Annotated in this window: 28 protein-coding genes; 14 read left to right on the plus strand and 14 right to left on the minus strand. The window is 40.2% G+C overall.

Annotated features, from left to right (window positions below; all coding sequences use genetic code 11):
• The first annotated feature begins 16 nt into the window (after positions 1 to 16).
• Positions 17 to 412 carry a F0F1 ATP synthase subunit epsilon gene (locus ACSSTM_RS13655; RefSeq protein WP_034660282.1) on the plus strand — a complete coding sequence of 132 codons (396 nt, stop codon included), beginning with the start codon at positions 17 to 19 and terminating at the stop codon, positions 410 to 412.
• A gap of 41 nt (positions 413 to 453) precedes the next feature.
• Here the strand turns inward: ACSSTM_RS13655 and ACSSTM_RS13660 are convergent, their stop codons facing one another.
• Positions 454 to 960: a hypothetical protein gene (locus tag ACSSTM_RS13660; protein WP_374955720.1), complete on the minus strand. Its 507-nt coding sequence runs from the start codon at positions 958 to 960 to the stop codon at positions 454 to 456.
• A 137-nt stretch (positions 961 to 1,097) separates the two neighbouring features.
• On the opposite strand from ACSSTM_RS13660, the gene ACSSTM_RS13665 reads away from it, so the two are divergent.
• The 6 genes from ACSSTM_RS13665 to ACSSTM_RS13690 all read left to right on the plus strand — a co-directional run bounded on the left by ACSSTM_RS13665 (position 1,098) and on the right by ACSSTM_RS13690 (position 6,590).
• Positions 1,098 to 1,328, plus strand: a complete 231-nt coding sequence (locus ACSSTM_RS13665) for a DUF1146 family protein (protein WP_034660280.1) — start codon at positions 1,098 to 1,100, stop codon at positions 1,326 to 1,328.
• A gap of 128 nt (positions 1,329 to 1,456) precedes the next feature.
• The gene (locus tag ACSSTM_RS13670; protein ID WP_095285682.1) at positions 1,457 to 2,191 is read left to right on the plus strand and encodes a YwmB family TATA-box binding protein; all 735 of its coding nucleotides are present in this window, start codon (positions 1,457 to 1,459) and stop codon (positions 2,189 to 2,191) included.
• 32 nt (positions 2,192 to 2,223) lie between these two features.
• Entirely contained in the window at positions 2,224 to 3,531 is a 1,308-nt protein-coding gene (murA, locus tag ACSSTM_RS13675; RefSeq protein WP_034660278.1) for a UDP-N-acetylglucosamine 1-carboxyvinyltransferase, read from the plus strand.
• A 254-nt stretch (positions 3,532 to 3,785) separates the two neighbouring features.
• The gene (gene spoIID, locus ACSSTM_RS13680; protein ID WP_437404207.1) at positions 3,786 to 4,811 is read left to right on the plus strand and encodes a stage II sporulation protein D; all 1,026 of its coding nucleotides are present in this window, start codon (positions 3,786 to 3,788) and stop codon (positions 4,809 to 4,811) included.
• Positions 4,812 to 5,134: 323 nt separating this feature from the next.
• Positions 5,135 to 5,833, plus strand: coding sequence for a VWA domain-containing protein (locus ACSSTM_RS13685; RefSeq protein WP_080869567.1), 699 nt, complete (start codon positions 5,135 to 5,137; stop codon positions 5,831 to 5,833).
• 82 nt (positions 5,834 to 5,915) lie between these two features.
• Complete coding sequence (locus ACSSTM_RS13690; RefSeq protein ID WP_187704208.1) at positions 5,916 to 6,590, plus strand: VWA domain-containing protein; 675 nt, start codon at positions 5,916 to 5,918, stop codon at positions 6,588 to 6,590.
• Positions 6,591 to 6,642: 52 nt separating this feature from the next.
• On the opposite strand, the gene ACSSTM_RS13695 is transcribed toward ACSSTM_RS13690, so the two are convergent.
• Together ACSSTM_RS13695 and ACSSTM_RS13700 are read right to left on the minus strand one after the other, a co-directional pair.
• Entirely contained in the window at positions 6,643 to 8,991 is a 2,349-nt protein-coding gene (locus tag ACSSTM_RS13695) for an FdhF/YdeP family oxidoreductase (RefSeq protein WP_437404208.1), read from the minus strand.
• A gap of 82 nt (positions 8,992 to 9,073) precedes the next feature.
• Complete coding sequence (locus ACSSTM_RS13700; protein WP_309416082.1) at positions 9,074 to 10,339, minus strand: L-lactate MFS transporter; 1,266 nt, start codon at positions 10,337 to 10,339, stop codon at positions 9,074 to 9,076.
• 134 nt (positions 10,340 to 10,473) lie between these two features.
• Between ACSSTM_RS13700 and fdhD the strand changes: the two genes are divergently transcribed.
• Together fdhD and moaA are read left to right on the plus strand one after the other, a co-directional pair.
• A complete protein-coding gene (gene fdhD, locus ACSSTM_RS13705) occupies positions 10,474 to 11,262 on the plus strand; it encodes a formate dehydrogenase accessory sulfurtransferase FdhD (RefSeq protein WP_034660270.1) in 789 nt (262 codons plus the stop codon).
• Between the two features lie 10 nt (positions 11,263 to 11,272).
• A complete protein-coding gene (moaA, locus tag ACSSTM_RS13710) occupies positions 11,273 to 12,280 on the plus strand; it encodes a GTP 3',8-cyclase MoaA (RefSeq protein WP_309416084.1) in 1,008 nt (335 codons plus the stop codon).
• Positions 12,281 to 12,533: 253 nt separating this feature from the next.
• Here the strand turns inward: moaA and rpsN are convergent, their stop codons facing one another.
• The 4 genes from rpsN to ACSSTM_RS13730 all read right to left on the minus strand — a co-directional run bounded on the left by rpsN (position 12,534) and on the right by ACSSTM_RS13730 (position 14,813).
• Positions 12,534 to 12,803, minus strand: a complete 270-nt coding sequence (rpsN, locus tag ACSSTM_RS13715; RefSeq protein WP_025093900.1) for a 30S ribosomal protein S14 — start codon at positions 12,801 to 12,803, stop codon at positions 12,534 to 12,536.
• Between the two features lie 16 nt (positions 12,804 to 12,819).
• Entirely contained in the window at positions 12,820 to 14,016 is a 1,197-nt protein-coding gene (locus ACSSTM_RS13720) for a GTP-binding protein (protein ID WP_060597482.1), read from the minus strand.
• Positions 14,017 to 14,097: 81 nt separating this feature from the next.
• Positions 14,098 to 14,247, minus strand: a complete 150-nt coding sequence (rpmG, locus tag ACSSTM_RS13725) for a 50S ribosomal protein L33 (RefSeq protein ID WP_003214771.1) — start codon at positions 14,245 to 14,247, stop codon at positions 14,098 to 14,100.
• 143 nt (positions 14,248 to 14,390) lie between these two features.
• Positions 14,391 to 14,813 (minus strand): DUF5362 family protein, encoded by a 423-nt coding sequence (locus ACSSTM_RS13730; RefSeq protein ID WP_034660265.1) that lies wholly within the window; start codon positions 14,811 to 14,813, stop codon positions 14,391 to 14,393.
• Positions 14,814 to 15,340: 527 nt separating this feature from the next.
• Between ACSSTM_RS13730 and ACSSTM_RS13735 the strand changes: the two genes are divergently transcribed.
• A complete protein-coding gene (locus tag ACSSTM_RS13735) occupies positions 15,341 to 15,745 on the plus strand; it encodes a hypothetical protein (RefSeq protein WP_034660263.1) in 405 nt (134 codons plus the stop codon).
• 45 nt (positions 15,746 to 15,790) lie between these two features.
• Here the strand turns inward: ACSSTM_RS13735 and ACSSTM_RS13740 are convergent, their stop codons facing one another.
• Positions 15,791 to 16,300 (minus strand): thiol:disulfide interchange protein, encoded by a 510-nt coding sequence (locus ACSSTM_RS13740; protein ID WP_437404209.1) that lies wholly within the window; start codon positions 16,298 to 16,300, stop codon positions 15,791 to 15,793.
• A gap of 97 nt (positions 16,301 to 16,397) precedes the next feature.
• Between ACSSTM_RS13740 and ACSSTM_RS13745 the strand changes: the two genes are divergently transcribed.
• The 3 genes from ACSSTM_RS13745 to ACSSTM_RS13755 are packed head-to-tail and all read left to right on the plus strand — an operon-like array spanning position 16,398 to position 19,280.
• Positions 16,398 to 18,197, plus strand: coding sequence for an ABC transporter ATP-binding protein (locus ACSSTM_RS13745; protein ID WP_095285689.1), 1,800 nt, complete (start codon positions 16,398 to 16,400; stop codon positions 18,195 to 18,197).
• 1 nt (position 18,198) lies between these two features.
• Positions 18,199 to 18,753: a MauE/DoxX family redox-associated membrane protein gene (locus ACSSTM_RS13750; RefSeq protein ID WP_106036447.1), complete on the plus strand. Its 555-nt coding sequence runs from the start codon at positions 18,199 to 18,201 to the stop codon at positions 18,751 to 18,753.
• On the plus strand, positions 18,750 to 19,280 hold the full coding sequence (locus ACSSTM_RS13755; RefSeq protein WP_060597477.1) for a TlpA family protein disulfide reductase: 531 nt from the start codon (positions 18,750 to 18,752) through the stop codon (positions 19,278 to 19,280). Before ACSSTM_RS13750 ends, ACSSTM_RS13755 begins: the two co-directional genes overlap by 4 nt.
• 32 nt (positions 19,281 to 19,312) lie before the next feature.
• Here the strand turns inward: ACSSTM_RS13755 and ACSSTM_RS13760 are convergent, their stop codons facing one another.
• Positions 19,313 to 19,822 carry a GNAT family N-acetyltransferase gene (locus ACSSTM_RS13760; protein ID WP_186314900.1) on the minus strand — a complete coding sequence of 170 codons (510 nt, stop codon included), beginning with the start codon at positions 19,820 to 19,822 and terminating at the stop codon, positions 19,313 to 19,315.
• Positions 19,823 to 19,938: 116 nt separating this feature from the next.
• Here ACSSTM_RS13760 and ACSSTM_RS13765 point away from each other — a divergent pair, with 116 nt between their 5' ends.
• Positions 19,939 to 20,835 (plus strand): M23 family metallopeptidase, encoded by an 897-nt coding sequence (locus ACSSTM_RS13765; RefSeq protein ID WP_309416091.1) that lies wholly within the window; start codon positions 19,939 to 19,941, stop codon positions 20,833 to 20,835.
• A gap of 81 nt (positions 20,836 to 20,916) precedes the next feature.
• Here the strand turns inward: ACSSTM_RS13765 and ACSSTM_RS13770 are convergent, their stop codons facing one another.
• The 5 genes from ACSSTM_RS13770 to ACSSTM_RS13790 form a co-directional block, all read right to left on the minus strand.
• On the minus strand, positions 20,917 to 21,264 hold the full coding sequence (locus ACSSTM_RS13770; RefSeq protein ID WP_034660252.1) for a P-II family nitrogen regulator: 348 nt from the start codon (positions 21,262 to 21,264) through the stop codon (positions 20,917 to 20,919).
• 18 nt (positions 21,265 to 21,282) lie between these two features.
• On the minus strand, positions 21,283 to 22,491 hold the full coding sequence (locus ACSSTM_RS13775) for an ammonium transporter (protein ID WP_060597474.1): 1,209 nt from the start codon (positions 22,489 to 22,491) through the stop codon (positions 21,283 to 21,285).
• A 193-nt stretch (positions 22,492 to 22,684) separates the two neighbouring features.
• Positions 22,685 to 23,425 (minus strand): amino acid ABC transporter ATP-binding protein, encoded by a 741-nt coding sequence (locus ACSSTM_RS13780; protein WP_095285692.1) that lies wholly within the window; start codon positions 23,423 to 23,425, stop codon positions 22,685 to 22,687.
• Positions 23,426 to 23,435: 10 nt separating this feature from the next.
• Entirely contained in the window at positions 23,436 to 24,113 is a 678-nt protein-coding gene (locus tag ACSSTM_RS13785; RefSeq protein ID WP_078061638.1) for an amino acid ABC transporter permease, read from the minus strand.
• A 40-nt stretch (positions 24,114 to 24,153) separates the two neighbouring features.
• Entirely contained in the window at positions 24,154 to 25,041 is an 888-nt protein-coding gene (locus ACSSTM_RS13790) for a transporter substrate-binding domain-containing protein (protein WP_282067856.1), read from the minus strand.
• Positions 25,042 to 25,071 lie beyond the last annotated feature (30 nt).

Here is a 25,071-nt window from a genome sequence, read left to right on the forward strand (position 1 = left end):
TTAGGAGGGTAAAAGCATGAAGACCGTTCAAGTCAATATCGTTACTCCCGACGGCCCAGTGTATGAAGCGGATGTGGAAATGGTCAGTGTCAGAGCAGAAAGCGGTGAGCTTGGTATTTTAGCTGGCCACGTTCCAATGGTTGCTCCGCTAAAAATCGGTGCAGTTCGCTTAAAACATAGTGGATCAACTGAATTGGTTGCAGTAAGTGGCGGATTTGTTGAAGTTCGCCCTGAACAAGTAACCATTCTTGCTCAGGCCGCTGAAACATCAGATAAAGTTGATGTCGATCGTGCTAAATCAGCGAAACAGCGTGCTGAAGAGCATTTGAACCACCCGAATGAAAGTGATGTACGCCGGGCGGAACTCGCATTAAAACGGGCGTTAAACCGTTTAAATGTAGCAGGGAAATAAAACAGAAAATCCTTCTTATCATTGTGATAAGAAGGATTTTTTTAGAATGACATGAGAGATTGGTACATCGACACATACGGGTGAGAATCCTGTTTTTCAAGATATAAGTGCTCGCAAAACTGCGTACTATGCCACGTTTTATTGTGCCGGCGCAAACCAAGCGTATATTGATGCGGAGAGTCCATATAAGGCCGCACGACCCAGTCAGCATCTGAATGATGACGGAGGACAACCTCTCCCATATACACACTCATCATCGCTTCTAATGCATCTATTGGCATTTTCCACTCAGCAAACAGCTGCTTGGTAAATGCATCAAAGTATAGTGATTCTAACTGATACAGGCTTTCCTCAGAATAATCCAAAGAAATGTTATGAAAATGACACAATTGCGCTAATTCTTCTAGCTGTGTCTGTCTATAATCAAAGTAGAAAGCAATGGCCTCCCATTCATGATCAAATGAGGGAACCAGTTCTCCGTACAAATCAACAAAGTCAGGAAAAGAATCTTTCAATGTGTTCAGCTCCTTCCACACGCAGTATATCATCTCCTTGGCACCAGGATAAGAGGGGATTTACTCTAAATGTAGCTCTTTTTTCCAAATGATTCATCTTTCCGATTTTCGAGGATATAATGAAAGGGAGTTTTCCTTTACAGAAATAAATAAAAGGAGGATTCAACTGTATGGAAGACGTAGGACAACAAGCCATCGTGAGTATTGTGATCCACCTGTTTTTTATTGCGGTTACATGGTGGGCATTGCTTGCCGTAAATATTGATCCACTGATTAAAAAAGGGAAAATCGTTCAGGCAAGATTGCTGATGATGCTCATTACCATTGCCATCGCATCTGCAGTCAGCAATTTCTTCCTTGATTACTTAAATTTCTCTAGACAAATTCCTTATATGTTCTAACATAAAAGGTTTGGTCACTGCCTTATGCGGGAACGTAAAAAGAAGCGTCAAAAGTATGGTCTTTGATGACTTTTCCACGTATGCATAGACCTCCTTGCGGCAACACTTGTAGCAAGGGGGAATGACAAGTGAGAAAGTATGTAAAAGGTTGGCCATTATTTGCGTTTATTCTTTTTTTTGTTCTGATGATTCAAGGTGTTCGTGCGGAAGAATCTTCTCCGCTCGCCCAAATAGCAGAAGGTCTGAAAAACCAGCAAATTGAAGTAGATGGATGGTCCCTTCACGCCAAAACAAATGTAGACATTTCATCCGAACAATTTTCAAAAAAAGTGCAACGTTTGAAAGACGAACTACGACAGTATGAGTGGACCGAAAAAGAAGAGAAACATGTCACCAAAGTCACAGGAATTTACAAAGATGAAAAAAATGATACTTTATCGAAAATTTTACTCGTGAAGACCGACACAAAATCCAATCAAAAGTCGTATTTATTATATGAGCAAAAAGGTGCTCGCCCACTGAATACCTGGGAGCATACATATGATCAGTTCGTACGTCATGCAAAAAGCATATTACAAGAGAAATTTGTAATTTTTACTTGTCTCGATGGTCATGTAAATGGTATGATGGATGTTGTTTTGCAAAAAAAAGCTGAAACGTTAGCAAATGAATTTCAAGCAAAACCAGTTGAGTATCTCGTTGAGTCTAATTTTGTGTCGCTTTCCGCTTACACAGATAAGTGGGAACAGTTCATTATGACTTCAAATGATAAAATGAATGTTCAAATTGCCATCAGAAGTTCGGAAATGAACGAAAATCATACGATTACGGTTGGCACACCAATCGTAACGACTGAATATTAATATAGAGAATTTGGGACGCGGAGGGGAAGACCTTGGAAAAAATCATCGTCCGCGGCGGTCAAAAGTTAAACGGCACAGTTAAAGTAGAAGGCGCAAAAAATGCCGTTTTACCAGTTATCGCTGCATCTTTGTTAGCAAGTACAGAAAAAAGCGTAATTTGTGATGTACCTACGCTCTCCGATGTATATACAATCAATGAAGTGTTACGTCATTTAGGAGCAGAAGTACATTTTGAAAATAACGAAGTATCAGTGGATGCATCTCATGCACTAGAAACTGAGGCTCCGTTTGAGTATGTCCGTAAAATGCGAGCGTCTGTGCTCGTCATGGGACCACTTTTAGCAAGAACAGGTCATGCAAGAGTTGCATTACCTGGAGGCTGTGCGATTGGTTCAAGACCAATTGACCAGCATTTAAAAGGCTTTGAAGCAATGGGAGCTAAAATTCAAGTAGGAAATGGTTTCATCGAGGCTGAAGTAAAAGGCCGTTTAAAAGGTGCGAAAATCTATTTGGATTTCCCAAGTGTCGGTGCAACTGAAAACATCATCATGGCAGCAGCATTAGCTGAAGGAACAACGATTTTAGAAAACGTAGCAAAAGAACCTGAAATTGTTGATTTGGCAAACTACATCAATGCCATGGGCGGTAAGGTTCGCGGAGCTGGTACTGGTACAATCAAAATCGAAGGTGTGGAAACACTTCACGGTGCAAAACACAACATCATCCCTGACAGAATTGAAGCAGGTACTTTCATGGTGGCAGCAGCTATTACAGAAGGAAATGTTCTTGTAAAGGGCGCAGTGCCAGAGCACATGACATCACTTGTAGCAAAAATGGAAGAAATGGGTATTCAGATCATTGAAGAAGAAGAAGGTTTAAGAGTCATTGGACCATCTGAGCTCAAGCCAATCGATCTAAAAACAATGCCACATCCTGGTTTCCCAACGGATATGCAATCTCAGATGATGGCGCTATTGCTTCGTGCGAACGGAACAAGCATGATTACAGAAACGGTGTTTGAAAACCGCTTTATGCATGCTGAAGAATTCCGCCGCATGAATGGCGATATTAAAATTGAGGGTCGCTCTGTGATTATCAACGGGCCGGTTCAACTTCAAGGTGCTGAAGTATCAGCGACTGATTTAAGAGCAGGAGCAGCACTTGTACTTGCTGGATTAGTAGCAGAAGGTCATACACGTGTCACTGAGTTGAAGCATATCGATCGTGGTTATGTGAACTTCCACCAGAAGCTTGCAGCAATCGGTGCAGATATTGAAAGAGTAAACGATGAAACAGCAGATGTGACACAAGAACAAGTTGTATCAGATCTGAACGCGTAATCATAAAGAAATCAGTGTGTCCATGGGGCATGCTGATTTTTTTTAGAATCATAGAATGCTTTATTTTTAAAGCTTATCATTAGTGTATCCAACCATCTTAAATTTTATTCATAAAGACGAACAGTAAAATCAGTTGATAAACAGCCTCATATCTTCATCAAAAGACTTGTCCACTGAATGAAAGAAGCTGTCATATTAGCTTGTCCCCGCCCATAGGATAAAAGAGATTCAATGACAAATGGGGGCAGCCAAATATGAAACCAATGATATGGACAATCGCAGGAATATGCATCATTATTTTAATGATTCCAACTTTACTTGTGTTGCCGACGTTTCAAGGGAAACCGGAGGTAAGCCAGCATGTATCAGCGGAGCCATCAGTTAAAAAAGAAGTGAAGGATACAGTCAAATTGAAGCAATCACCCGTCGCTATCCCCGTCTATCGTTCAGCTCATCAGCAGGTAGAAAACATCCCCTTAGAAGAGTATGTGATCGGTGTCGTAGCGTCTGAAATGCCAGCTGATTTTGAAATGGAAGCACTCAAGGCACAGGCACTCGCTGCAAGAACGTATATCGTCAGACAAATGATCATCGATAAGACCGTCAAATCACCAAAGGGCTCTCTTGTAGATGACACCCAAATGTTCCAAGTTTATAAAAACAAGCAGGAACTCAAGAAAATTTGGGGGAGAGCGTACAATTGGAAGTTAAAAAAAGTCACAGAAGCTGTCGCCAGCACACAAGGAAAAGTGCTGACTTATGACGAGAAACCAATTGATGCCTCATTCTTTTCAACAAGTAACGGAAAAACGGAAAATGCTGAAGCTTATTGGAAAAACGAAATCCCATATTTGAAAAGTGTCTCAAGTAAATGGGACGAAAAATCCCCAAAATTTCAAAACAAGAAAACCATCCCAGTTAGTGAATTTCAGCAAAAATTAGGTGTGACGCTCACTCAGCAGGTTCAGGTAGGACAGATAGTAGAACGGACGCCAGGAAATCAAGTAGCGAAAGCCGTAATAAACGGTAAAACACTGACAGGCAGAGACATTCGAGAGTCACTAGGACTTCATTCAGCGGACTTTACATGGGAACGACAGGGCCAGCAAATTATCATTACGACAAAAGGGTATGGCCATGGGGTTGGAATGAGTCAGTATGGTGCGCACTATATGGCACAGTCAGGCAAAAAAGTAGAGGCTATCGTGAAACATTATTATAAAGGGGTTCAAATTGAATCAGCTGAACGTTTTCTCAACACGTATATGGCTAAAAAATAAAGCAAAGGTGCCTCAGAAATGGGGCATCTTTTTTTGTGTTCCAAGAGGTTTGAACAGAATGTGTCAATTTGCGACTTAAGACGCACCTCAGGAAATCTTAAACATTTACGTCCCGACAAGAACCGATGGCCGATACAAAGCCCCTCGAAAGAAGGAGAAAACAAAAGAAAAAATGATGTGTTAGGTGAATATATCTAGACAACTGACAGATTTTTAGTGATTTTGATGAAAGAGAAAAAGGGACCGAGTCCTATACCATTCCAAGACAGAATATTTTACGATTAAGATGTTTCAATTAAATACATAAGGAGGAAGGAAAAATGATGTTGAAAAAAGTATTTACACTCGTAACCTTAGCTGTATTGACATTATCTATGTCAATCTCTTCACCAGTATTTGCAAAAGCATCTACAGTCAAAAAACATAACAAAGATGTAAGAGTTACTATCTTACTTGATGCAAGTGGAAGCATGGCAAGAAAAGTAGAGGGAGAACGCAAATTTGACCTCGCAAAACAAGAGGTATTTAAATTTGCTCAGTCACTTCCAAAAGACGCTAAAATTCGTATGAGCTTGTTTGGCTCTGAAGGAAACAACAAAAATTCAGGTAAAGCTCAATCATGTGAAGTCATTAGAGGCGTTTATGGCGTACAGCCTTACGAAAAAGAAAGCTTTGAAAACTCTTTAAACGGACTTGGACCAAATGGCTGGACACCGATTGCTCGTGCTCTTGAAAATGCAAAGCAAACGGATGAACAGCTTAATGGTGGAACAAAACATATTGTGTACCTAATCACTGATGGTGAAGAAACTTGTGGCGGAGATCCAGTAAAAGTAGCAAAAGAATTGCATAACTCAAAAGGATCGACTGTTGTTAATGTGATCGGATTAGACTTTAACGATGGCTATGAAGGTCAATTGAAGCAAGTAGCCAAAGCGGGTAAAGGCCAATACTACCAAGCAAGCACTGGTAAAGAAATGGGTTCTATCTTGTCGGCAGAATCATTAAAACTACACGAATAACTTGTTGAACAAAAGGGAAACGATTGATGTATGCTTTCGTTTCTCTTTTTCTGTACAAATGTAAAAAGGGAGGTTTTTATGAATGAAACGAAATATTGTATTAACCATTTTGGCTAGTCTTGTCCTGCTTCTTTCTTCACCAGCTCATGCTGTGACAAAACAGGAGCCTGCTCATGTGGTGATATTACTTGATTTAAGCGGCAGCATGGCACAATCAGTTGAAGGCGAAAAGAAAATCGATATCGCCAAACGTTCTATTCAAAGCTTCGCAAGTATTTTATCAGAAGATACACAAGTCCTGCTACGTGTGTTTGGTCATGAAGGAACCAATAAAAATGCAGGAAAAGCAGTTTCTTGTGGAAGCTCTGAAGCCGTTTACGGATTTGGATCATATGAGCCATCAACATTTCAGCAAGCACTGAATGTGTATAAGCCGACCGGCTGGACACCACTTGCAAAAGCATTAACAGATACGAAACAAGATTTTGAAGATCACCAGGCTGAAGGAAAAAATATTGTCTATGTCGTCAGTGATGGTAAAGAAACTTGTGGAGGAAGTCCTTCACAAGCAGCAAAGGAATTACATGAAGACGGAATTGACACCATCGTCAATATCATCGGCTTTGACGTGAATGAAAAAGAAGCAAAAAGTCTAAAGTCTGTTGCCAAAGCGGGTGGTGGACAATATCAACCGGCTGCGAATGCCGAAGAATTGAATCACATTCTACAAAATGAAGCGAACACTTTTGGTCAGTAGGATGTGAATGGGAGCTGGGGATTGTTTTCCCCAGCTGTTTTTTAGTTGAAGATCAATTCAAAGTGGTTTCTAATTCATCAATTCGTTTCTCCACGTAGTGCTGATCTTTTCTTGCATGAAAGGTTTCGGCTTTTTCTAATATGGCCGCCGTATTATATTCGGGAATCTGTGAGTAGCTCTCATACACACCCTTTGGAATTAAAACGTTCCCTTCAGGCCAATAAACAGCGATATTGCCACGTTTCAACTCCCCGAATTGAGCCACTCCTTGATAGGACCCATATTGATTAAACAAAACAACTGGATCACCTTCTTGGACATAAAGTTCTTTTGCATCTGCGTCATTCATCAAGATAGAATGACGCTTTCCACCATTAAACGCATCCTTTTCACTATAGATCATGGAGTTGAATTGCTTTCCTCTTCTTGTCGTGATATTAAAATGTCCCTCGGTTTTTCGGTATTGAGGCAGCTGGGCAGGAAGAAGATGTCCTTTGCCGTCCGGTGTTGGACACTCCCCGTCTTCACATAGCCAGGCACCTCCCCATTGAAAAACGTCTCCTTTATGACGCAAATGCTGTATGCCGTCATAGTTTCGATTTGCGACCGCAATCTCACGGCGAATGTCTTCAGCCGTTTCGAAATGAATCAGCTCAGCATCTTCTGGCCGGACTCTTTTTGCAAGATCAATATAAATGTCCCATTCTGCTCTGGCTTCCTCAATACGAGGTCCTTCAATTTCTGGACTGAAATATACCATGCGTTCCGTACTAGTTGATGTACCACCTCCTGGCTGTTCATACCTTGTCATAGCAGGCAGAACAATTACCGTCTCTTCTGCCTCTACAAGTGTAGAGGTATTCAAAATGATATCTTGATGGACACGGAGTTCAAGCTCAGATAAAGCTTTTTCGATCGCATCTGGATTTGGCATCGTTTCTAAAAAGTTTCCGCCGCTCGTAAACAGCATTTTGAGTTTTTGCGGATGTTCTTTTGGGAGAGCCATTTTCTCAAAGGATTGCCCAATGGTGTCACCATGCCATTTCGGAATGTCAAACCCCCAAATTTTTTCGATTCTTTCAATATTCTCTTCATCAAAATCACTGCCCGGCAAAACGAATGGATCAGCACCCATTTCACCAGAACCTTGAACGCCGCTATGCCCCCGAATTGGCATGACACCACAATGTTTCCTGCCAATAAATCCACGTAACATAGCAAGGTTGGCGACCTGTGATATATTATCAGTTGCAAAGCGGTGCTGGGTAAGACCCATACTCCAAATAAAAACGCCTGAATTGGCATTGGCAAGGAGGATCGCAAATTCCTTCATTCTTTCTTTTGATAAGCCTGATGATGCTTCTAGGTCCTCCCACTTCAACTGTGCGACATGCTGCTTTAAATCCTGTATGCCGGTAGTATGGGCTTGAATAAATTCATGATCAAGAGCGGAATGAGGAGCATGCTGCTCCATGTCAAACCAATGTTTGATGACGCCGTTCATAAACGCAATATCGCCGCCTATATTGACTTGATAGAAATCATCCGCGATTTTTGTGCCGAATAGAGCACTTTCTGGAATAGAGGGAACCCAGTACTTTTCCATGGCAGGCTCTTTGTACGGATTGATGACAATAATTTTGGTTCCTTTCTTTTTCGCCGCATACATATATTTAGTGGAAACGGGCTGATTGTTTGCTGCGACAGATCCCCAAAAAATTAAGACATCCGTTCCGATCCAATCGTTGTAATTACAGCTGGAGGCTCCTATACCAAGGGATCGTTTAAGAGCGGTTTTGCTCGGTGAATGACATATGCGAGACGCATTATCAATATGATTTGTCCCGATAAAGCGAGCTGCCTTCGCAGCGGTATAATAGACTTCATTTGTAATTCCTCTAGCCGTTAAATAGAAAGCGAGCTGCCGTTTATCAATTGATTTGATTTTAGCTGCGATTTGATCTAATGCATCATCCCAGGAAATACGCGTAAAGGCATTGTCACCTTTTTTTCGAATCAGTGGATAAGGAATACGGCCAAGTTTGCGAAGAGAGGTGCTGTCCATTTGTTTGAGCTGTTGAATATCTTCGAACCATTTTGGATCAATAGCTGGCATTGTATTAAGACGAAGTACATTTAGTCTTGTGGTGCATATATGAGGTCCTGCGAGCGTTTGGTCATATAACCCTGAAACACCCAGGGCACAGCCATCACACACGCCCTGCGTTAAAATACGATATGCATAGGGGAGATTATCCTTGTTTTCCCATGCCACTTTCATCGTATCTCGAATGTGTTTCGGTTTTACTTTTCCAAGCCCCATAGGCGCAAAAGAGGCCCATAGCTTTGGTGAGGGTTTTTTATTAAGCTTAATAGGCCCCTTATGTTTTGTTCTCCCCATGATATCATCACCCTCCTATTACTTTATAAAGCGTTTTCATATCTAAAAATTACCTTTAGATTGTGATTCTGTCAAATTCAAATTAAGGTCGGGCTGAGACAGAAGAAGTAGCAGTAAGGTTTGTTTCTCTAAGCTGTTGAATATCTTTCCGTATGAGAAGAGATATGATAAAAGCAATGAAAAATAAGCCAGAGAACACCATCAGACTTTGCGTGTAGTTACCTGTTATATCTCGAATAAAGGATGAAAATAAAGGTCCAGCTAAACCAGCAGCGGCCCAGGCAGTCAGAATATAACCGTGTATGGCACCAAGTTGTTTCGTGCCAAATAAATCCCCAATATAGGCTGGAATTGAAGCAAACCCTCCTCCATAGCACGTATAAATGATCGCCATCACGATTGAAAAGACGAACGGTTCTTTTAAATAGGGGAGTAAAGGAAAGGCAATGAGCTGGATACTAAAGAAGATTGTATACGTATTCGGCCTTCCGATATAATCTGAGAAGGATGCCCAGCCAATCCGCCCTAAACCATTAAAAGCACCTAAAATACCAACAAGGGTAGCTGCAGCACCTGCAGTGAATCCAACACTTTCTTGAGCAAGAGGCGATGCAACTGAAATAATGGCAATTCCGCATGTGATATTAATAAAGAGCATGAGCCACAAATAATAAAAACGTCTTGTTTTGATCGCTTCATTTGCTGTAAGCTGTGATAAATCCTGAGGGATTTTTCTTTGATTTGTTTTTAACACGTCAAACTGTTTGACGTCTTCAGATGTTGGTGGTGATAAATAAAGAGATGAGATCACCATGATCATAAAATAGGAAATTCCAAGAATGTAAAAGGTATTTGCGATGTCCACTTTTTCAATGAGATATTGGATAATTGGGCTGCAAATAAGAGAAGCAAATCCAAAACCCATAATAGCTAAGCCGGTTGCAAGTCCTCTTCGGTCCGGAAACCATTTCACTAAAGTTGATACAGGTGCAATGTAACCTACCCCTAATCCTATCCCAGCGAGTACACCATAAAATAAATAGAGGAGAGGGAGTGAGGACATGTGGACAGCGAACCCTGATCCTGTCATTCCGATACCGAAGAAAATGGCTGAGAAAAGCCCCGATGCTCTTGGACCATACCTTTCAACGAAATGCCCCATGAAAGCAGCAGATAATCCTAAAAATAAAATAGCAATACTGAAGGTCAAGCTTATTTCTGTCAATGACCACTGAAAAGCTTGATGTAAAGGATTCGTAAAAACACTCCAAGCATAAACAGACCCAATAGATAAATGAATTCCTACAGCACTTGTTGCAATGAGCCAGCGATTTTTCGATTTGTTCATTTTGTTCCCCCCATATAAAGCAATCAAAAAGTTTGATAAGATAGGAATATGTTACAATTTTATGACTTTTTAAAATAATATCATAATTTGATTGGATCATATAACTAAATTTGTGCTGAAAGGAAGATCATACAATGAATCCTTCTGTTAAAAAGAAACGAGTCATACACCAATACAGTGAAGGCCAATTTACTTGCAAAACAGATGAAGTTGTAGAAGAATTCCCTTTAACTGTGATCGTGAATGGAGAGGAATTTGTGACACTTGTTTGTTCACCAGATCATTTGAAAGAATTGGTTATCGGTTTTTTAGCTTCAGAAGGAGTCATTCGATTTGAAAATGAGATTAAAAGGTTTACAATAGATGAAAGTATGGGCTTTGCATATGTTGATTTAGTTCACCCAAACGGATTTCAGTCATCAGATTTTACAAAGCGAGTGATTGGTTCTTGTTGTGGGAAAGGGAGACACTTTTATTTTCTCCAAGATGTGAAAACGGCAAAAACAGCCATTGATCGAATCAACATTTCTGCTGAAACCTGTATGCATCTAATGAAGTGTTTACAAGAAGAAAGCCAATTATTTCAACATACTGGTGGTGTGCATAATGCTGGACTGTGTGACACAGAGAAGCTATTCATCACTAGAACTGATATAGGAAGACATAATGCTTTAGATAAAATCTATGGATACTGTTTACTTCATCGAATTCCACTTAGAGATAAAATCCTTGTGTTTAGCGGCCGGATATCGTCAGAAGTTTTATTGAAGGCAGCAAAACTAGGAGTGTCGATCGTCATCTCAAAATCAGCACCTACTGAGCTGGCGCTTAATATGGCAGAAGAATTAAATATCACGACAGTTGGATTCGTCAGAGGAAAATCTTTTAATATCTACACTCACCATCAGCGTATTACAGAATAGGAGGCAAAGTATGGACAGTATATTGGATAAGAGACATCGACCATTGCGCGATTTAAGAATATCAGTAACAGATCGCTGTAACTTTAGATGTACGTACTGTATGCCTGCTGAAATTTTTGGACCAGATTATCCTTTTTTGAATAAAGAAGAACTGCTTAGTTTCGAAGAAATTGAACAGCTTGCTACCCTTTTTGCAAAGGACTTAGGTGTGGTGAAAATACGCATCACGGGTGGTGAACCTTTAATGCGAAAAGATTTGCCTATCTTAATAGAAAAGCTCTCAAAAATTCCAGGAATCGAAGACATTGCTATGACAACCAATGGAACGCTTTTACCTTTATATGCTGATAAGTTAAAGAAAGCAGGTCTTCAGAGAGTCACCATTAGTATGGATTCATTAAATCCTGACCGTTTTATGCAAATGAACGGAAGGAATATTTCTATCCAAAAAGTGTTTGATGGGATTGAGGCTGCAAAAAAAGCTGAACTTGCTATTAAGATCAATATGGTTGTTCAAAAAGGTGTGAATGATCAGGATGTTTTACCAATGGCAGCTTACTTTAAAAAAGAAGGACATGTTCTCAGATTTATCGAGTTTATGGATGTTGGAAATACGAACAAATGGAATCTAGAGCATGTCATGACAAAGAAAGAGATCATTGGTCTAATTGATTCAACATTTCCTATCAAACCAGAACCTCCTCAATATCCAGGTGAAGTAGCCAACCGATTCTTTTATAAAGATGGTTCAGGAGAGATAGGCATTATTTCTTCTGTTTCAGATGCTTTTTGTGGAACATGTAACAGAGCGAGGCTTTCTGCTCGCGGTGAATTGTTTACATGTCTTTTTGCCTCGTCGGGTTTTGATCTGAAACGGATGATTCGCTCGGCTAAAGATAATGAAGATATAAAGAATATATTGAAGGAACTATGGTCGAATAGACATGATCAATATTCAGCCGAGAGAGAACAGAAGAAAGATCAGAAAAAAGTTGAAATGTCATACATCGGTGGGTAGTGACAACAAAGTATCATGATCATGTATTTTTGAAAAGAAGAGAAAAAGTCATAATCATTGTTGACAATCTTTTTTTGAAATAGGTCTATTCATCTTATGTATCCAGTCATTATAAAAAACCAGCAGAAACTCTGCTGGTTTTTAAAATGTTATTTTGTAGCTCAAAAAGGTTTAGATATGCCTGGAAAATAGAATTTTAAACATTTTTTGCTACTTTACTTTTATGAGAGCTGTGATAAGATCAACTCAATCTTTACCAGCTCGATTTTTTTACTCCTGGGATGTGGCCCTTATAGGCAAGCTCACGAAAAGCAATTCTAGACATTTTAAATTTTCGTAAGTAACCTCTAGGGCGGCCGGTTAATTCACAGCGGTTTTTTAAGCGGGTAGGGGAAGAGTCTCTAGGTAATTTCCGTAAAGCTTCATAGTCACCTTTTTCTTTTAACTCTTTTCTTAATTCTGCATATTTCAATACAAGCTGCTGCCGCTTTTTTTCTTTAGCAATCTTAGATTTCTTTGCCACTTAAAACCCTCCTTTTTTAGTGTTGGATTTTCCATTGAAAGGGGTCTTCAAATGTAGTCCAATCTTGATCAAATTCTTCAGGTGTGAGTAAGCATTGATCTAGTGTGCGAATGATATCTGCTTTAGGCAAATCTACGCCGATAAACACAAGTTTTGTATGCCGATCACCAAATTCTGCGTCCCACTCGTCAAGAAGCTCTGGTTCTTGCTTTAATATCCGTGCCTTATCTTGCTCAGGCAAGGCAGCAATCCAGTATGCAATTGGTTCAATCGCAACAGATTTTCCGGCCTGTGAAATTAAAATGGTTAAATCATGATGTGTGGCAAGCCATGTAAATCCTTTAGCGCGAACTATTTGCTCCGGCATCTGATCTAACCAATTATTTAACCTGCCGGTATGAAAGGGGAGTCTTCTTTCATAAACAAAAGATGAGATTTGGTATTCTTCTGTTTCCGGCGTATGCTGAGAATGCCCGGCGTTGATTTCTTTGATCCAGCCAGCAGAAGCACTGGATTTTTCAAAGTCAAATAAACCAGTATTCAAAATGTCACTTGGCTGTACTTTACCTTTTGAGGTTCTGATGATAGATGCTTCTGGTTGAAGTGTGGTCAGCACGCGCTCAAGTCGATCTAATTCTGAGTTTGATACTAGATCACATTTATTTATAATCAGTACGTCACAAAATTCAATTTGATCAATAAGTAAATCGGAAATTTCTCGTTCGTCATCATCGGAAACGGCTTGTTTACGGTCTAATAAACTTTCTCCTGACTGGAAGTCGGTCCAGAAACGATTCGCATCTACAACAGTGACCATCGTGTCTAACCGGCAAAAGCGTGTCAAATCTATTCCCATTTCTTCATCAATATAAGAGAAAGTTTGCGCGACTGGAATTGGTTCACTAATACCTGTTGACTCAATGACAATATAATCAATATGACCAGTTTTACACAGGCGCTCTACTTCGATTAACAAATCTTCTCTTAATGTGCAGCAAATACAACCATTAGACAATTCAACTAGTTTCTCATCTGATCGAGAGAGCTCACCGCCTTGTTTGACTAGTTCTGCATCAATGTTAATTTCGCTCATGTCATTGACAATTACAGCTACTTTTAACCCTTTACGATTTTGTAGGACATGATTTAATATTGTTGTTTTTCCTGCTCCTAAAAAACCGCTTAATACTGTAACAGGTATTCGCTTATTCATTTCTTTCTGTCCTTTTAACCATACTCATTTTGATTTCCGCCTCACTTAAAAAGTAATGATTACGATTTAAAATCTAAAAAATTATTTTGTTTCTCTATGAAGGGTATATTTCTTTAGCCGAGGAGAATATTTTTTTAACTCCAGTCGGTCCGGGTTCGTTCTTTTATTCTTTGTTGTGATATAGTTTCTGTCACCCGTTTCAGTACAGGCTAAGGTAATTTTTACGCGCATCAGTAATAGGATCCTCCTTTAATTCGTAATGTTTACGATTTGTATTTTAAAATGATCAAGGCGGAATGTCAAGCTTAGTAGGATGAATAATGCCAAATGATCAAACAAAAGGGGTATCGAATGTTCATTGATACCCCTCTCCATTAATAAAAGTCACCAAGCTCTTGTTCGTATTCACCTTCGTATTGCTGGACGTCACTAGGAATTTCTTGAAGAAAGGCTAGGCCACCTAATATCAGCATCAAGATAATGGCGATGAATGAGAGAATGACTGTGACAATACTTGATATGGCAAATAGCGTCTGCATTTTCATCATCTTAGCATATTGTTCTAATAACTCTTCATAAGAAGTATCAGGAGCTTGAATTAATTGTTCAGCTGCGTTTACAGATTTTTGTACATGGATTCCCATCATAATGAGGAAGACGCCAAGGGCAGCAGGAAGAACAAGCCAAAAACCAATAAGAATAGCTAGGCCGCCTGAAATATAGAGAAATATACTACCAACTTTTCCCCACTTTGTGATCGAATGAAGAGATTGAATGATTTTCTCAGTTTGTTGCAATGGTGTTCACTCCTTTATGTATTCACTCTTTATCATACTTGAGCAAGTAGTACTTTAGGAAGAGTGAATGTAGAGCAATTAAAAAATATTTCTATCTTCACTTTACTATTTATGGATAAATAAATTATCTTCAAATAAGAAAAAAGTAACATTTACTATAAGTTTTAACGACAGTTTATGTCATAAATAAGATTAGTAGTTAAAAATAATTAGTAAATTTATCAAAATATGTTGTTAGTTGTCTTTTAATTGGTTATTATTGTGTTGTATTACCATAAAAATTGGAAGGTGGAATTCATATGTTAGATCGTTTCTTAAACAAAATGACCAATGTTCAACCTGCAGCTTCAAGATGTATTTTACAAAAATTAGTCACTTCATGTAAATCAGCGCCAACTTGTTTCCTTCAAGGTGTTGGAACTTTCCGTTACTACGTGGATCGTGATACAGGTGAGATATGTACTAGCCAAGAACGCGTTAGATGTGGCTGCTAAATTCAAGGATTTTATTTAATAGGATGTGAACGCATGAGCATATCTTCAATTTCATTTTTAACAAATGCTGTGCAGACGTCAAACAGTCGTCAAGCGGGTCAAACATCAAATTCTTTTTTAAACCAAGCTGCGAAAATTGTTCAAGGCGACCATTCTCCAGAAGAGAGAAAGGCATTATTTCAACAACTGACTCTAGTTCAGCAAGGAAAAGATTTAGAGCTTCATGTGTCTAAATTAAAGGAACTAGAGAAAGAGGTTCAAAAAGAATCGTCTTCTTCGTCTGTTACTGTGAATCAGCATGGTGACCAAGTAGACATTTCAAATGAGGCTCGCAGTGAGTTTGAACAAGCTGAGGAACAAGCGACAGCTTCAAGTGGAGCGAGTGAAATCGCAGCAAGGGAAAAGGATCAGGATGTTCAGGCAGATCCACACCAATAAAAAAACGAGGCGTGTGTTTGTTGTCTTCACATGCCTCATTTATGTTTATTTTGCAGAAATCCTTGAATAAAGACCATCCGGAAAAGGGGCTGCATATGAGATTGTTTCATCTTCTTCTACCAAGATGTAATATGGAAACTCTTCAATATGAAAGGCGCCTATCATTTGTTCGTCCACTGAGATAATTTGCATGTTGGTTTGGTTATCACGATATAATTCTTGATCCTCTTCTTGCCCATTCTTTAGCAAAATACTAAAAGAAATGTCTAATTGACGCTGCCTTTTCGTTTCTAGGAATTGTTCCAGTGATGGGATGCAGTGCGGACATGCTGTGTCAGTGAATATAAGCAGCTGTTGCTTGTGATTGGTTTGCAGCAAATCATTCATTTGAATAGGTGATGGTTTTTCAATTAGCGGATGAACAAGTTTTTGTCCGACATGCTGGATCGGTAAGATGATTAATTCCATCTGGTGTTTTAAATAGATGTTGATTCCGATCGTCAATAAAAGACTGCAAAGAATAAGAGTGAGCTGTAAAAGTAAGATTGAATTCATCGTTATCGTCCTCTCAGAATGAAGTTACGCAGAGCTATCATAATATAAATATCAAAAATATGTCAATTATACTAAATGGTGTAAGGTGGAGCGTTTGATGAGTACAGTGAACCATTGTTTATATGCAATCTCCTATACTTGGAAAAGAAGTCGATCATATCTGCTGTTAACTCTATTGATCCAAGTGATCGTTGGTTTTATGCCTTTGGCTAGTGTCTGGATTATTCAAACATTGATTAATGAAATTATTTTATTCATGACTTCTTCAGGAGACATTCAAAAGGTCTTAAGGTTATTTGGGTTGCAAATGGTCATTGTGGTTTTAGGATATGGGCTTCAATTCATTCTTCAACTTAGTCAGCAAAAAGCGACAAATATGATTGGTTTGCATTTGAAGGGTGAATTGCTTCAAAAGGCAATCAGGCTGCCATATATTACATTTGAACATCCGTCTTTTTATAATGAAAGTCAACGTGTGATGAACAGTCATCAGCATGTTCTGAGTATGGTTAGAAGTATTTTTACAATCATGAGCGCATTGATTACTGTTGTATCACTTCTCATTTATATGATCGGTATCCATTGGGGTTTGGCGGTCATTCTGATCTTATTTACCCTGCCTGTCTTGTGGATTGAGCTCTTCTTTGGAGGCGCGCGGTATCAATTAAACCGTATGTTAACGGCCAATGATCGAAGAGAAATGTATGTGTCCGACCTTGTTGCACAGCGAGATTCATTGAAGGAAATCCGTTTATATGGAATAGGACATTATCTTCTTCAAAAATGGAAAGGTCATTATGTAAAAAGTGCTGATGAAAAATATAAATTACTAAAACGTCAGGTTCGCTGGGAGATGGCAGGCGGATTGCTTATGACATTTGCCTATGTGTGCTGCGGTCTTTTTATTGTCTTTCTTATCTTTCAAAAGAAATTAGCAGCGGGTACGTTTGTCGCTGTGCTCCAAGCTGTGCAAAATATTCAAAGTGGTTTTCAAGACTTAACGAGGGAATGTTCTAGTTTATATGAAACGAGTCTCTATATTGATGAAATGAGAACTTTTCAAAAGAGAGAAGAAGAAATTGATGAACAGACAGAGAAAGGGGCATCGCTTCGGAGGATTGAGTGTATTCGGTCCATTACGCTAGAAAACCTTTCTTTTACCTATCCGAATATGAAAACGCCTGCTATTGAGCATATACATTTTCATATCAATAAAGGTGAACGCATTGCATTGGTGGGGGATAACGGATCAGGTAAGACGACCTTGATTAAATGTTTGACCGGTTTATATGATCCAGACAAGCCGAATATGCAAAAGGTCAATGGTGAGTCTATTTCGACCATTTATAAAAAATCATATCATGCGAGAATGGCTGTCCTTTTTCAAGATTTTATGAAGTACGAATTCACTGTGAAAGAAAACATTGGATTTGGCGGTATCGACGAAATAGATGAGGAAGAGCGCATGGTGACAGCTGCGCGGCAAGCAGGCATAGAGAAAAGAATTCATCAAATGGAAGAAACATACGATGCGCAGCTTGGCCGGTTTTTTGAAGAAGGTCATGAACTGTCTGGTGGACAATGGCAAAAGCTTGCGATGGCGAGAACCTTCTTTAGAGAAAGTGATTTTATCATTTTAGATGAACCGACTTCTGCTCTTGATCCGCTATCGGAGATTTCACTCATTCGAAAGCTATTCGATCATACGCAAGATCAAGGGGTCTTGTTTATCACACACCGTATGGGAGCGGCCCGCTTAGCAGACCGCATTATCGTGATGAAAGATGGTGCTTTCGTTGAAGAGGGGAACCATGAAGAGCTGATGGCGCTAGGTGGAGAGTACAAAAGGCTTTATGAGGCACAATCTCAACTATTTCAACAAAAGGAGATGGCGTAAGGTGAGTGTCTTTTATTTTATAGGTGTCTATTTCTTAGGAATCATTTTTGCAGGTGCATGGCTTGATAAAGTGAGAAAACAAACGGCGCATATGCAACAGATGAATGCTTATCGGCTGCTGCCTTCTGCGCTCACGGCGCCAATGTTTTATTTGTTTTTGACTATTGAATTGGCTTGTACTGGTCTATTGTTCGTATGGAACATGTCTCTTGTACCTGCGATTGGTCTTACAGCACTTTTATGTACCTATACTGGAGCGGTCACTTTCAATTTATTGAGAGGACATCGTAACATTTCATGCGGCTGTGGAGGTTTACTTGAAAATGACCGTCTTCACTGGGGAATTGTGATTCGTAATGTGTCAATGCTGGCTCTTGTGATTGGCTTGTTTTATGTGCATTCCTATGTAGAAACAATTCCATGGCAATTTCACATTATTTGTTTTCTGATTGCAGTGGCTGTCTGTTTCATTATAGCGGTGGGAAAAGACATCATGATGTTCAAAAGAAAGTGGAATCAATTTGAATCATTTATAGAAGGAGACCAAGTGAAATGACAGATATTCTACTGATTATTGTGTTATTCATTGTCATTGCTCAGCTGGCTGTGGTGTTTTTGCTTGCCCGCTTTATCGGAAAATTTATGAATAAAATCAAAACCCTTGATGGGATTGAATTAAAGGAAGCGGATGTTGGTGATGCGGCGCCGTTATTTCGAAGCTATACACATTTAGGGGATAAGGTCATTTTAAAGGAATATTTGCAGAGCGGAAGAGCCGTGATGCTGTTATTTGTGAACTCTACTTGTATGACATGCAAAAGCATTTTGTCTGATATGAAGCAGCACATCTCTAGCGACGATACTCAATTCATTTTGATCAATGGAGATGAACAAGGAGATGATGCATCGCTTCTTCAATTGCTGCCTGATCAAGCTGTGTATGTGCGCTCTTCGCAAATCATGGAGCTGTATGGGGTAACTGTTGTTCCGCAAGCGATTCTGATGGATGAACATGGCATCATCCTGCAAAGAAAATCTCTTCAAAATGCGAAACAGTTTGAACAGCTGTTACATGCTTCATAAAAAAGCGTCTCTTTGTTGGAGAGACGCTCGTTTTATAATTCTTTTCCTAGAATATCTAAATCGTACCTGCTGCCGTCCATTTCTGCGATACGTGGCAGGTGACCCCATGTCTCAAAGCCGTGCTTTTTAAATAATCGAATGCTGGCTTCGTTGTGCCCGAAAATAAAGGCAAGTAACGTTCGAATGCCTAATGAAGGTGCCAACTCAATAGCCTCTTGTAAGAAAAGTGACCCTAAGCCTTTCCCTCGATCGTCTTGGTTTAAGTAAATACTCATTTCAACGGTCCCGTTGTATGCAGGTCTTCCGTAAAACGTTTCAAAGCTGAGCCAGCCGTAGATATGTCCATCCTCATCTGTTTTCACATAGAGAGGTCTTTTCTCTGAATGATTCAAAAACCATTGCCGGCGGTCTTCAACTGAAACTGGTTCTGTGTCGGCGGTTACTTCTCTTGAAGCAATGGTTGAATTGTAAATATCAACGATCGCTTTGAGATCATCTTCTGTTGCTATGCGGTTGAAAGTTTTCACAATAAAGTCCCCCATCTTTTTTTCATGCATCATACATATTATTGGTGCGATTGCGCAAAATAAAAAGAAAAATGATTTCGTGTGTATATATTTTTTGAAAAGTGTTCAGAATGTTGCTGAGGTGATGAAAAATGAGAGAGGAAGAAAAGAAACGTACTTCCAAAATCACAAAAGTTCAGCAATTTTTCCGTAAGCGCTGGGTATTCCCTGCTATTTACTTGGTCAGCGCAGCGGTCGTGTTAACAGCTGTTCTTTGGTACCAAGCTGTATCAAAAGATGTGAAAGACCAACTATCTGATGGAAATCAAACAGGGCAAGAACAGCGTGATGATGCCGTTGAAGTTGGAAAGCCAATTGAAAATGTTGCAATGCCGGTCCAGAATTCTGATAATGTTTCTGTCGTGAAAAAGTTCTATGAAGCAGATGCTGATCAAAAAGAAAAAGAAGCAGCACTTGTAAACTATAATAACACCTATACCTTGAGCAAAGGTATTGATCTTGCAGATAAAGATGGCAAAGTGTTTGATGTCACAGCTGCTCTTAGTGGAACAGTGGTTCAAGCGAAAAAAGATCCAGTTCTCGGTCACGTCGTTGAAATTGAACATGAAGATGGATTATCGACTGTTTATCAATCGTTGTCACAAGTGAGTGTCAAAGAAGGCGATGAAGTTAAGCAGAATGATGTCATCGGTGCTTCTGGTAAAAATCTTTATGGTGCTGAAAGCGGCAACCATGTGCATTTTGAAATTCGTATGGAAGGTTTAGCGCTTAATCCACTTAGCTTCATTGACAAGCCTGTTTCGACTATTGAAAAGGCCGCGCAAGAAGTGACGGAAGAAGCAAAAGAACCTGCTCAGCCAAAAGCTGATGAAAAAACGAAGGAACCTGCTGCTGAAGATAAGGCCAAAGAGCCTGCTGAAGAAAAATCTGAAGAAAAGTCTGATGAGAAGGGGAAATCCTCTGATCAAGAAAAGTCTTCTGATTCCTCTAAAGACAGCAGTCAATCTGAAGAAACAAAACAATCTTAAAGCCTTGCAACCTCTGTGTATGAATTATGCAGAGGTTTTTTTCTGTTTTAAAAAAATCCCCCGCACTTGGCGGAGGATGGTTTATAGGGCGGCAGGCCCTTCTTCACCTGTCCGAATGTTGATTGTATTTTCTATCTCATATATAAAAATTTTCCCATCCCCTGGTTCGCCTGTACGAAGTACCTTTTGAGCTGTTTCAACGACCAGTTCGACAGGTACTTTGCTTAGGACGATTTCAATCTTTAATCGTTCGTACACATTGCTTTCCTTTTTGACGCCGCGGTATAGCTCTGTATGTCCCTTTTGTAGGCCGCAGCCGTGCACATTCGAAAAGGTAATTGAGGTGACACCAATCTTTCCAAGCTCCACCTTTAATGTTTCAAAATTGGCTGGACGTGTGACAATCTCCACTTTATACATTTTGCTCATCGAGACACCCCTTTTTCTTTAATCTTGATAGGCTTTTTCACCGTGCATGGTTAAATCAAGGCCCACTGATTCTTCTTCTTCGGTTGCACGAATCTTGAAGAAGAGATTGACCACTTTGATGATCACGTATGTCACAACGGCTACAAAGGCGTAGGTGGCAACAATAGCGACTACTTGCTTCCAAAGTAAGCTGGCATCTCCGTAAAATAAGCCATTGGCTCCGCCGTCATTGACAGAGGTTGTTGCGAAAAGTCCAGTTGCAATACCTCCCCAAGTCCCGCCAATTCCGTGAAGCCCGAATGCATCCAGTGCATCATCATAGCCAAATTTGGCTTTGAGTGAGAAGACTCCCCAGAAACACACGATCCCGCCGATGATTCCGATGATAATAGAAGCAAATGGAGTGACAAAACCTGCGGCAGGTGTAATCGCGACAAGACCTGCGATGGCTCCAGAAATCGCGCCGAGCATAGTAGGCTTTTTGTTGATCATCCACTCTACTAACAGCCAGCCGATGATTCCTGCAGCAGCAGCTGTATTGGTGTTAATAAAGGCATACATCGCGACACTGTCTAATGTAAGGGCACTTCCAACGTTAAAGCCAAACCATCCAAACCAAATGACAGCTCCGCCAAGAAGGGTGTAGATCAAATTATGAGGAGAAGAGTTTGCTGCTTCTTTACGCTTCCCGAGCACAATCGCCACGACTAGACCCGCAACACCAGATGAAATGTGAACCACGTTTCCTCCAGCGAAGTCAAGTGCACCCATTTCGCCAATCCAACCGCCGCCCCATACCCAGTGTGCGACTGGCGCGTATACAAATGTGACCCAAAGGAGTGTAAACACGACGACCGCTGAGTAGCGAATTCGTTCAGCAAAGGCACCTGAGATGATGGCTGTTGTTAAGACGGCAAAGGTCATTTGGAACATCATGAACAATGAATGTGGAATGGTCTCACTGTAGGAACCAGGTTCAAAGCCAACGCCTTTTAGTCCAATCCAGTCTAAGCCTCCGATCCATGCATTGCCTGGCGCAAAAGCCAAGGAATAGCCAAACATGATCCATACGATGGAGACGATTGCTAGTGAAGTTAAGCTGTGCATGGTTGTACTTAAGACGTTTTTACTTCTCACGAGTCCTCCGTAGAATAAGGCTAAACCCGGTGTCATTAACCACACGAGTAGTGCGCAGAAGAACATAAATACTGTATCACCCATTTGCATGCTGCATTCCCCCTGAATCATTCAGAATTAATTGATTTCTTAATTCTTCATTATAGAGAGAAAAGTCATATATAACATAACCATGTAAGTTAATCTTACATGGTTTTTGGTTATATTCAATATAAATGGATGAAAAGTTCGTAAAAAAAGAGAAAAAACGTGCATTGAGCACGAAAAATAAAGGGCGTTTGACCTATAAAATGGAGCTGAGAAACAGCTTGGTTCGTTCCTCTTGAGGAGAATCGAACAATTCTGATGGGGTGCCTTCTTCGACGATGCGGCCTTCGTGCATATAGACGACACGATCGGCGACTTCTTTCGCAAAGCCCATTTCATGTGTGACAATGACCATCGTCATGCCTTCTTTTGCGAGACTTTTCATTGTTTGCAGTACCTCGCCTACAAGCTCTGGATCGAGGGCAGACGTAGGTTCGTCAAATAACATGACATCTGGCTTCATGGCGAGAGCTCTTGCAATGGCCACACGCTGCTTTTGACCACCTGATAATTTAGAAGGATATACGTTGGCCTTATCCGCAAGTCCGACCTTTTCCAACAGGACGTTGGCTTCTGATACAGCTTGAGCCTTTTTTGTTTTTCTCACCATGACAGGCGCTTCGATGATGTTTTCAAGCACAGTTTTATGCGGGAAGAGATTAAAATGCTGAAACACCATGCCTATTTTTTGCCTCATCACGTTTAATTGATCTCGTTTTGGATGTACTGGATTCCCATCAATGATGATCTGGCCATCATTTTTTATTTCTAAAAAGTTCATACAGCGGAGCAGGGTGCTTTTTCCAGAGCCACTGGCACCAATTAAGACGACCACATCATTTTCATAAACGGTGAGATCGATATCCTTTAAAACATGCAGCTCTCCGAAGTATTTATTGAGTTTTTCAACACGAATGAGTTCCTTTGATTCTGTCATGCTTCTCCTCCTAATGGTCACTGACCGATAGTTTCTTCTCAAAGGTTTGGACAGCGAATGTTAACAGCAGGACAAGAACTAAGTAATAGACGGCTACAACAAGTAAATAGGTCATATTGTCAAAGCTGTTGGAGCCTTGGGTCGTGGCGACGTTAAATAGTTCATTGACGCTAATAAAGGCGGCGAGTGATGAATCTTTTAAGCCGATAATGAACTGGTTGCCAAGAGGGGGGAGTGCGCGCCGCATTGCTTGCGGGAGAATGATGCGTCTCATTGTTAGGAAACGTCCCATGCCAAGAGAGCGTCCTGCCTCTTTTTGCCCCTGATCGATCGATTGGATGGCGCCTCTGAAAATTTCTGCTATATATGCTCCATTATGAAAGGCGAGCGCAATGGAAGCAGCCCAGAAGTCTGGGATATTTAATTCGGTCAGTCCAAAATATAGGATGAAAATTTGAACAATCAGTGGTGTTCCGCGTACAAGGAAGATATAGGCGTTGGCGATATAACCGAAGACAGCCACGCGTGATATTTTCAATAAAGCAAAGAAGAGTCCGATGAACATGCCGATGAAGATGCTGATCACAGTGAGCTGTAAGGTGAGCAGCATTCCTTCTAAAAAAATACCTCTAGAATCAATCAGCGTCTGAAAAAAATGTGATAGAGTAGGCAAAACAATCATCTCCATTTGAAGAAAGTGCGCCTAAGAAAGGCGCACAATCGTGGTTTTAATTTTGTTTGACCGTGATGTCTTCGTCAAAGTATTTCTCGCTAATTTGTCTTAATGTTCCGTCTTTTTTTAGTGCGTCAATCGCATTGTTGATCTCTTCTATGAGCTGTTTATTTTCTTTTGAGACAGCGATTGCCTGCTCACTTTGTCCGAGTCTTTCCTGTGCTTCGATTTTTAATTTTTTCTTCATGGCTTCTGCACCTGTGGCGAAATCCGTCACGACTGCATCGTGTTTTCCATTGGCTAGTGCTTCTAAAGCGACTACATCACTGTCGTAATATTTTGGTTCCTGCCCGCTATGTTCCTTTGCAATATCAGCGTAGGACGAGCCTTTTGATACAGCGATTTCTTTGTCTTTTAAATCATCAGCATGTTGAATGTCTGCTCCAGGTCTTGTGAAAATTTGCGGACCAGAGTAGTAATAGGGCTTAGATAAAAGGACGTGTTTTTTTCGTTCCTCATTGATGGTATGACTTGCAACTGCCGCATCAAATTTTCCTGCTTTCACACCTTCGACGATGCCTGCGAATTTATATTTTTTCTGTATAGGCTCGAGGCCTAGTTTGTCACTAATCGCATTGCCTACATCGATATCAAAGCCTGACATCTGATTTCCATCCATGTAACTGAACGGGTGAAATTCACCTGATGCTGCAAATATAAATTTTCCATCCTCCAAAATTGGCGACCCTTTCGCTGTAGAATTACGTTTATCTCCGTTCCCATTTGTTTCATTTGAACCACACGAAGACAGAAGTAATACTGCAACCGAGAAAAGGGCTGGGACCCAAAACCGTCTTTTTTTAATAATAAGCTTCTCCTCCTTTTCAGCCGTTCTCCATATAAGGAGAAAGTAGGCTTTTAAATATGTGTAGCATCTTACCATTTGTTCCTCATATTCTCAATTTTATATGTG

Origin of the sequence: Bacillus sp. RK1064, from assembly GCF_051488405.1 — a bacterium.
Lineage (GTDB): Bacteria > Bacillota > Bacilli > Bacillales > Bacillaceae > Bacillus.

What these genes read in the sequence shown, in the direction of transcription:
- ACSSTM_RS13655 (WP_034660282.1), top strand. Translation starts at nt 17, where the DNA reads ATGAAGACCGTTCAAGTCAATATCGTTACTCCCGACGGCCCAGTGTAT.
- ACSSTM_RS13660 (WP_374955720.1), bottom strand. Translation starts at nt 960, where the DNA reads ATGATATACTGCGTGTGGAAGGAGCTGAACACATTGAAAGATTCTTTT.
- ACSSTM_RS13665 (WP_034660280.1), top strand. Translation starts at nt 1,098, where the DNA reads ATGGAAGACGTAGGACAACAAGCCATCGTGAGTATTGTGATCCACCTG.
- spoIID (WP_437404207.1), top strand. Translation starts at nt 3,786, where the DNA reads ATGAAACCAATGATATGGACAATCGCAGGAATATGCATCATTATTTTA.
- ACSSTM_RS13685 (WP_080869567.1), top strand. Translation starts at nt 5,135, where the DNA reads ATGTTGAAAAAAGTATTTACACTCGTAACCTTAGCTGTATTGACATTA.
- ACSSTM_RS13690 (WP_187704208.1), top strand. Translation starts at nt 5,916, where the DNA reads ATGAAACGAAATATTGTATTAACCATTTTGGCTAGTCTTGTCCTGCTT.
- ACSSTM_RS13695 (WP_437404208.1), bottom strand. Translation starts at nt 8,991, where the DNA reads ATGGGGAGAACAAAACATAAGGGGCCTATTAAGCTTAATAAAAAACCC.
- ACSSTM_RS13700 (WP_309416082.1), bottom strand. Translation starts at nt 10,339, where the DNA reads ATGAACAAATCGAAAAATCGCTGGCTCATTGCAACAAGTGCTGTAGGA.
- fdhD (WP_034660270.1), top strand. Translation starts at nt 10,474, where the DNA reads ATGAATCCTTCTGTTAAAAAGAAACGAGTCATACACCAATACAGTGAA.
- moaA (WP_309416084.1), top strand. Translation starts at nt 11,273, where the DNA reads ATGGACAGTATATTGGATAAGAGACATCGACCATTGCGCGATTTAAGA.
- ACSSTM_RS13720 (WP_060597482.1), bottom strand. Translation starts at nt 14,016, where the DNA reads ATGAATAAGCGAATACCTGTTACAGTATTAAGCGGTTTTTTAGGAGCA.
- rpmG (WP_003214771.1), bottom strand. Translation starts at nt 14,247, where the DNA reads ATGCGCGTAAAAATTACCTTAGCCTGTACTGAAACGGGTGACAGAAAC.
- ACSSTM_RS13735 (WP_034660263.1), top strand. Translation starts at nt 15,341, where the DNA reads ATGAGCATATCTTCAATTTCATTTTTAACAAATGCTGTGCAGACGTCA.
- ACSSTM_RS13740 (WP_437404209.1), bottom strand. Translation starts at nt 16,300, where the DNA reads ATGAATTCAATCTTACTTTTACAGCTCACTCTTATTCTTTGCAGTCTT.
- ACSSTM_RS13745 (WP_095285689.1), top strand. Translation starts at nt 16,398, where the DNA reads ATGAGTACAGTGAACCATTGTTTATATGCAATCTCCTATACTTGGAAA.
- ACSSTM_RS13755 (WP_060597477.1), top strand. Translation starts at nt 18,750, where the DNA reads ATGACAGATATTCTACTGATTATTGTGTTATTCATTGTCATTGCTCAG.
- ACSSTM_RS13760 (WP_186314900.1), bottom strand. Translation starts at nt 19,822, where the DNA reads ATGGGGGACTTTATTGTGAAAACTTTCAACCGCATAGCAACAGAAGAT.
- ACSSTM_RS13765 (WP_309416091.1), top strand. Translation starts at nt 19,939, where the DNA reads ATGAGAGAGGAAGAAAAGAAACGTACTTCCAAAATCACAAAAGTTCAG.
- ACSSTM_RS13770 (WP_034660252.1), bottom strand. Translation starts at nt 21,264, where the DNA reads ATGAGCAAAATGTATAAAGTGGAGATTGTCACACGTCCAGCCAATTTT.
- ACSSTM_RS13775 (WP_060597474.1), bottom strand. Translation starts at nt 22,491, where the DNA reads ATGCAAATGGGTGATACAGTATTTATGTTCTTCTGCGCACTACTCGTG.
- ACSSTM_RS13780 (WP_095285692.1), bottom strand. Translation starts at nt 23,425, where the DNA reads ATGACAGAATCAAAGGAACTCATTCGTGTTGAAAAACTCAATAAATAC.
- ACSSTM_RS13785 (WP_078061638.1), bottom strand. Translation starts at nt 24,113, where the DNA reads ATGGAGATGATTGTTTTGCCTACTCTATCACATTTTTTTCAGACGCTG.
- ACSSTM_RS13790 (WP_282067856.1), bottom strand. Translation starts at nt 25,041, where the DNA reads ATGGTAAGATGCTACACATATTTAAAAGCCTACTTTCTCCTTATATGG.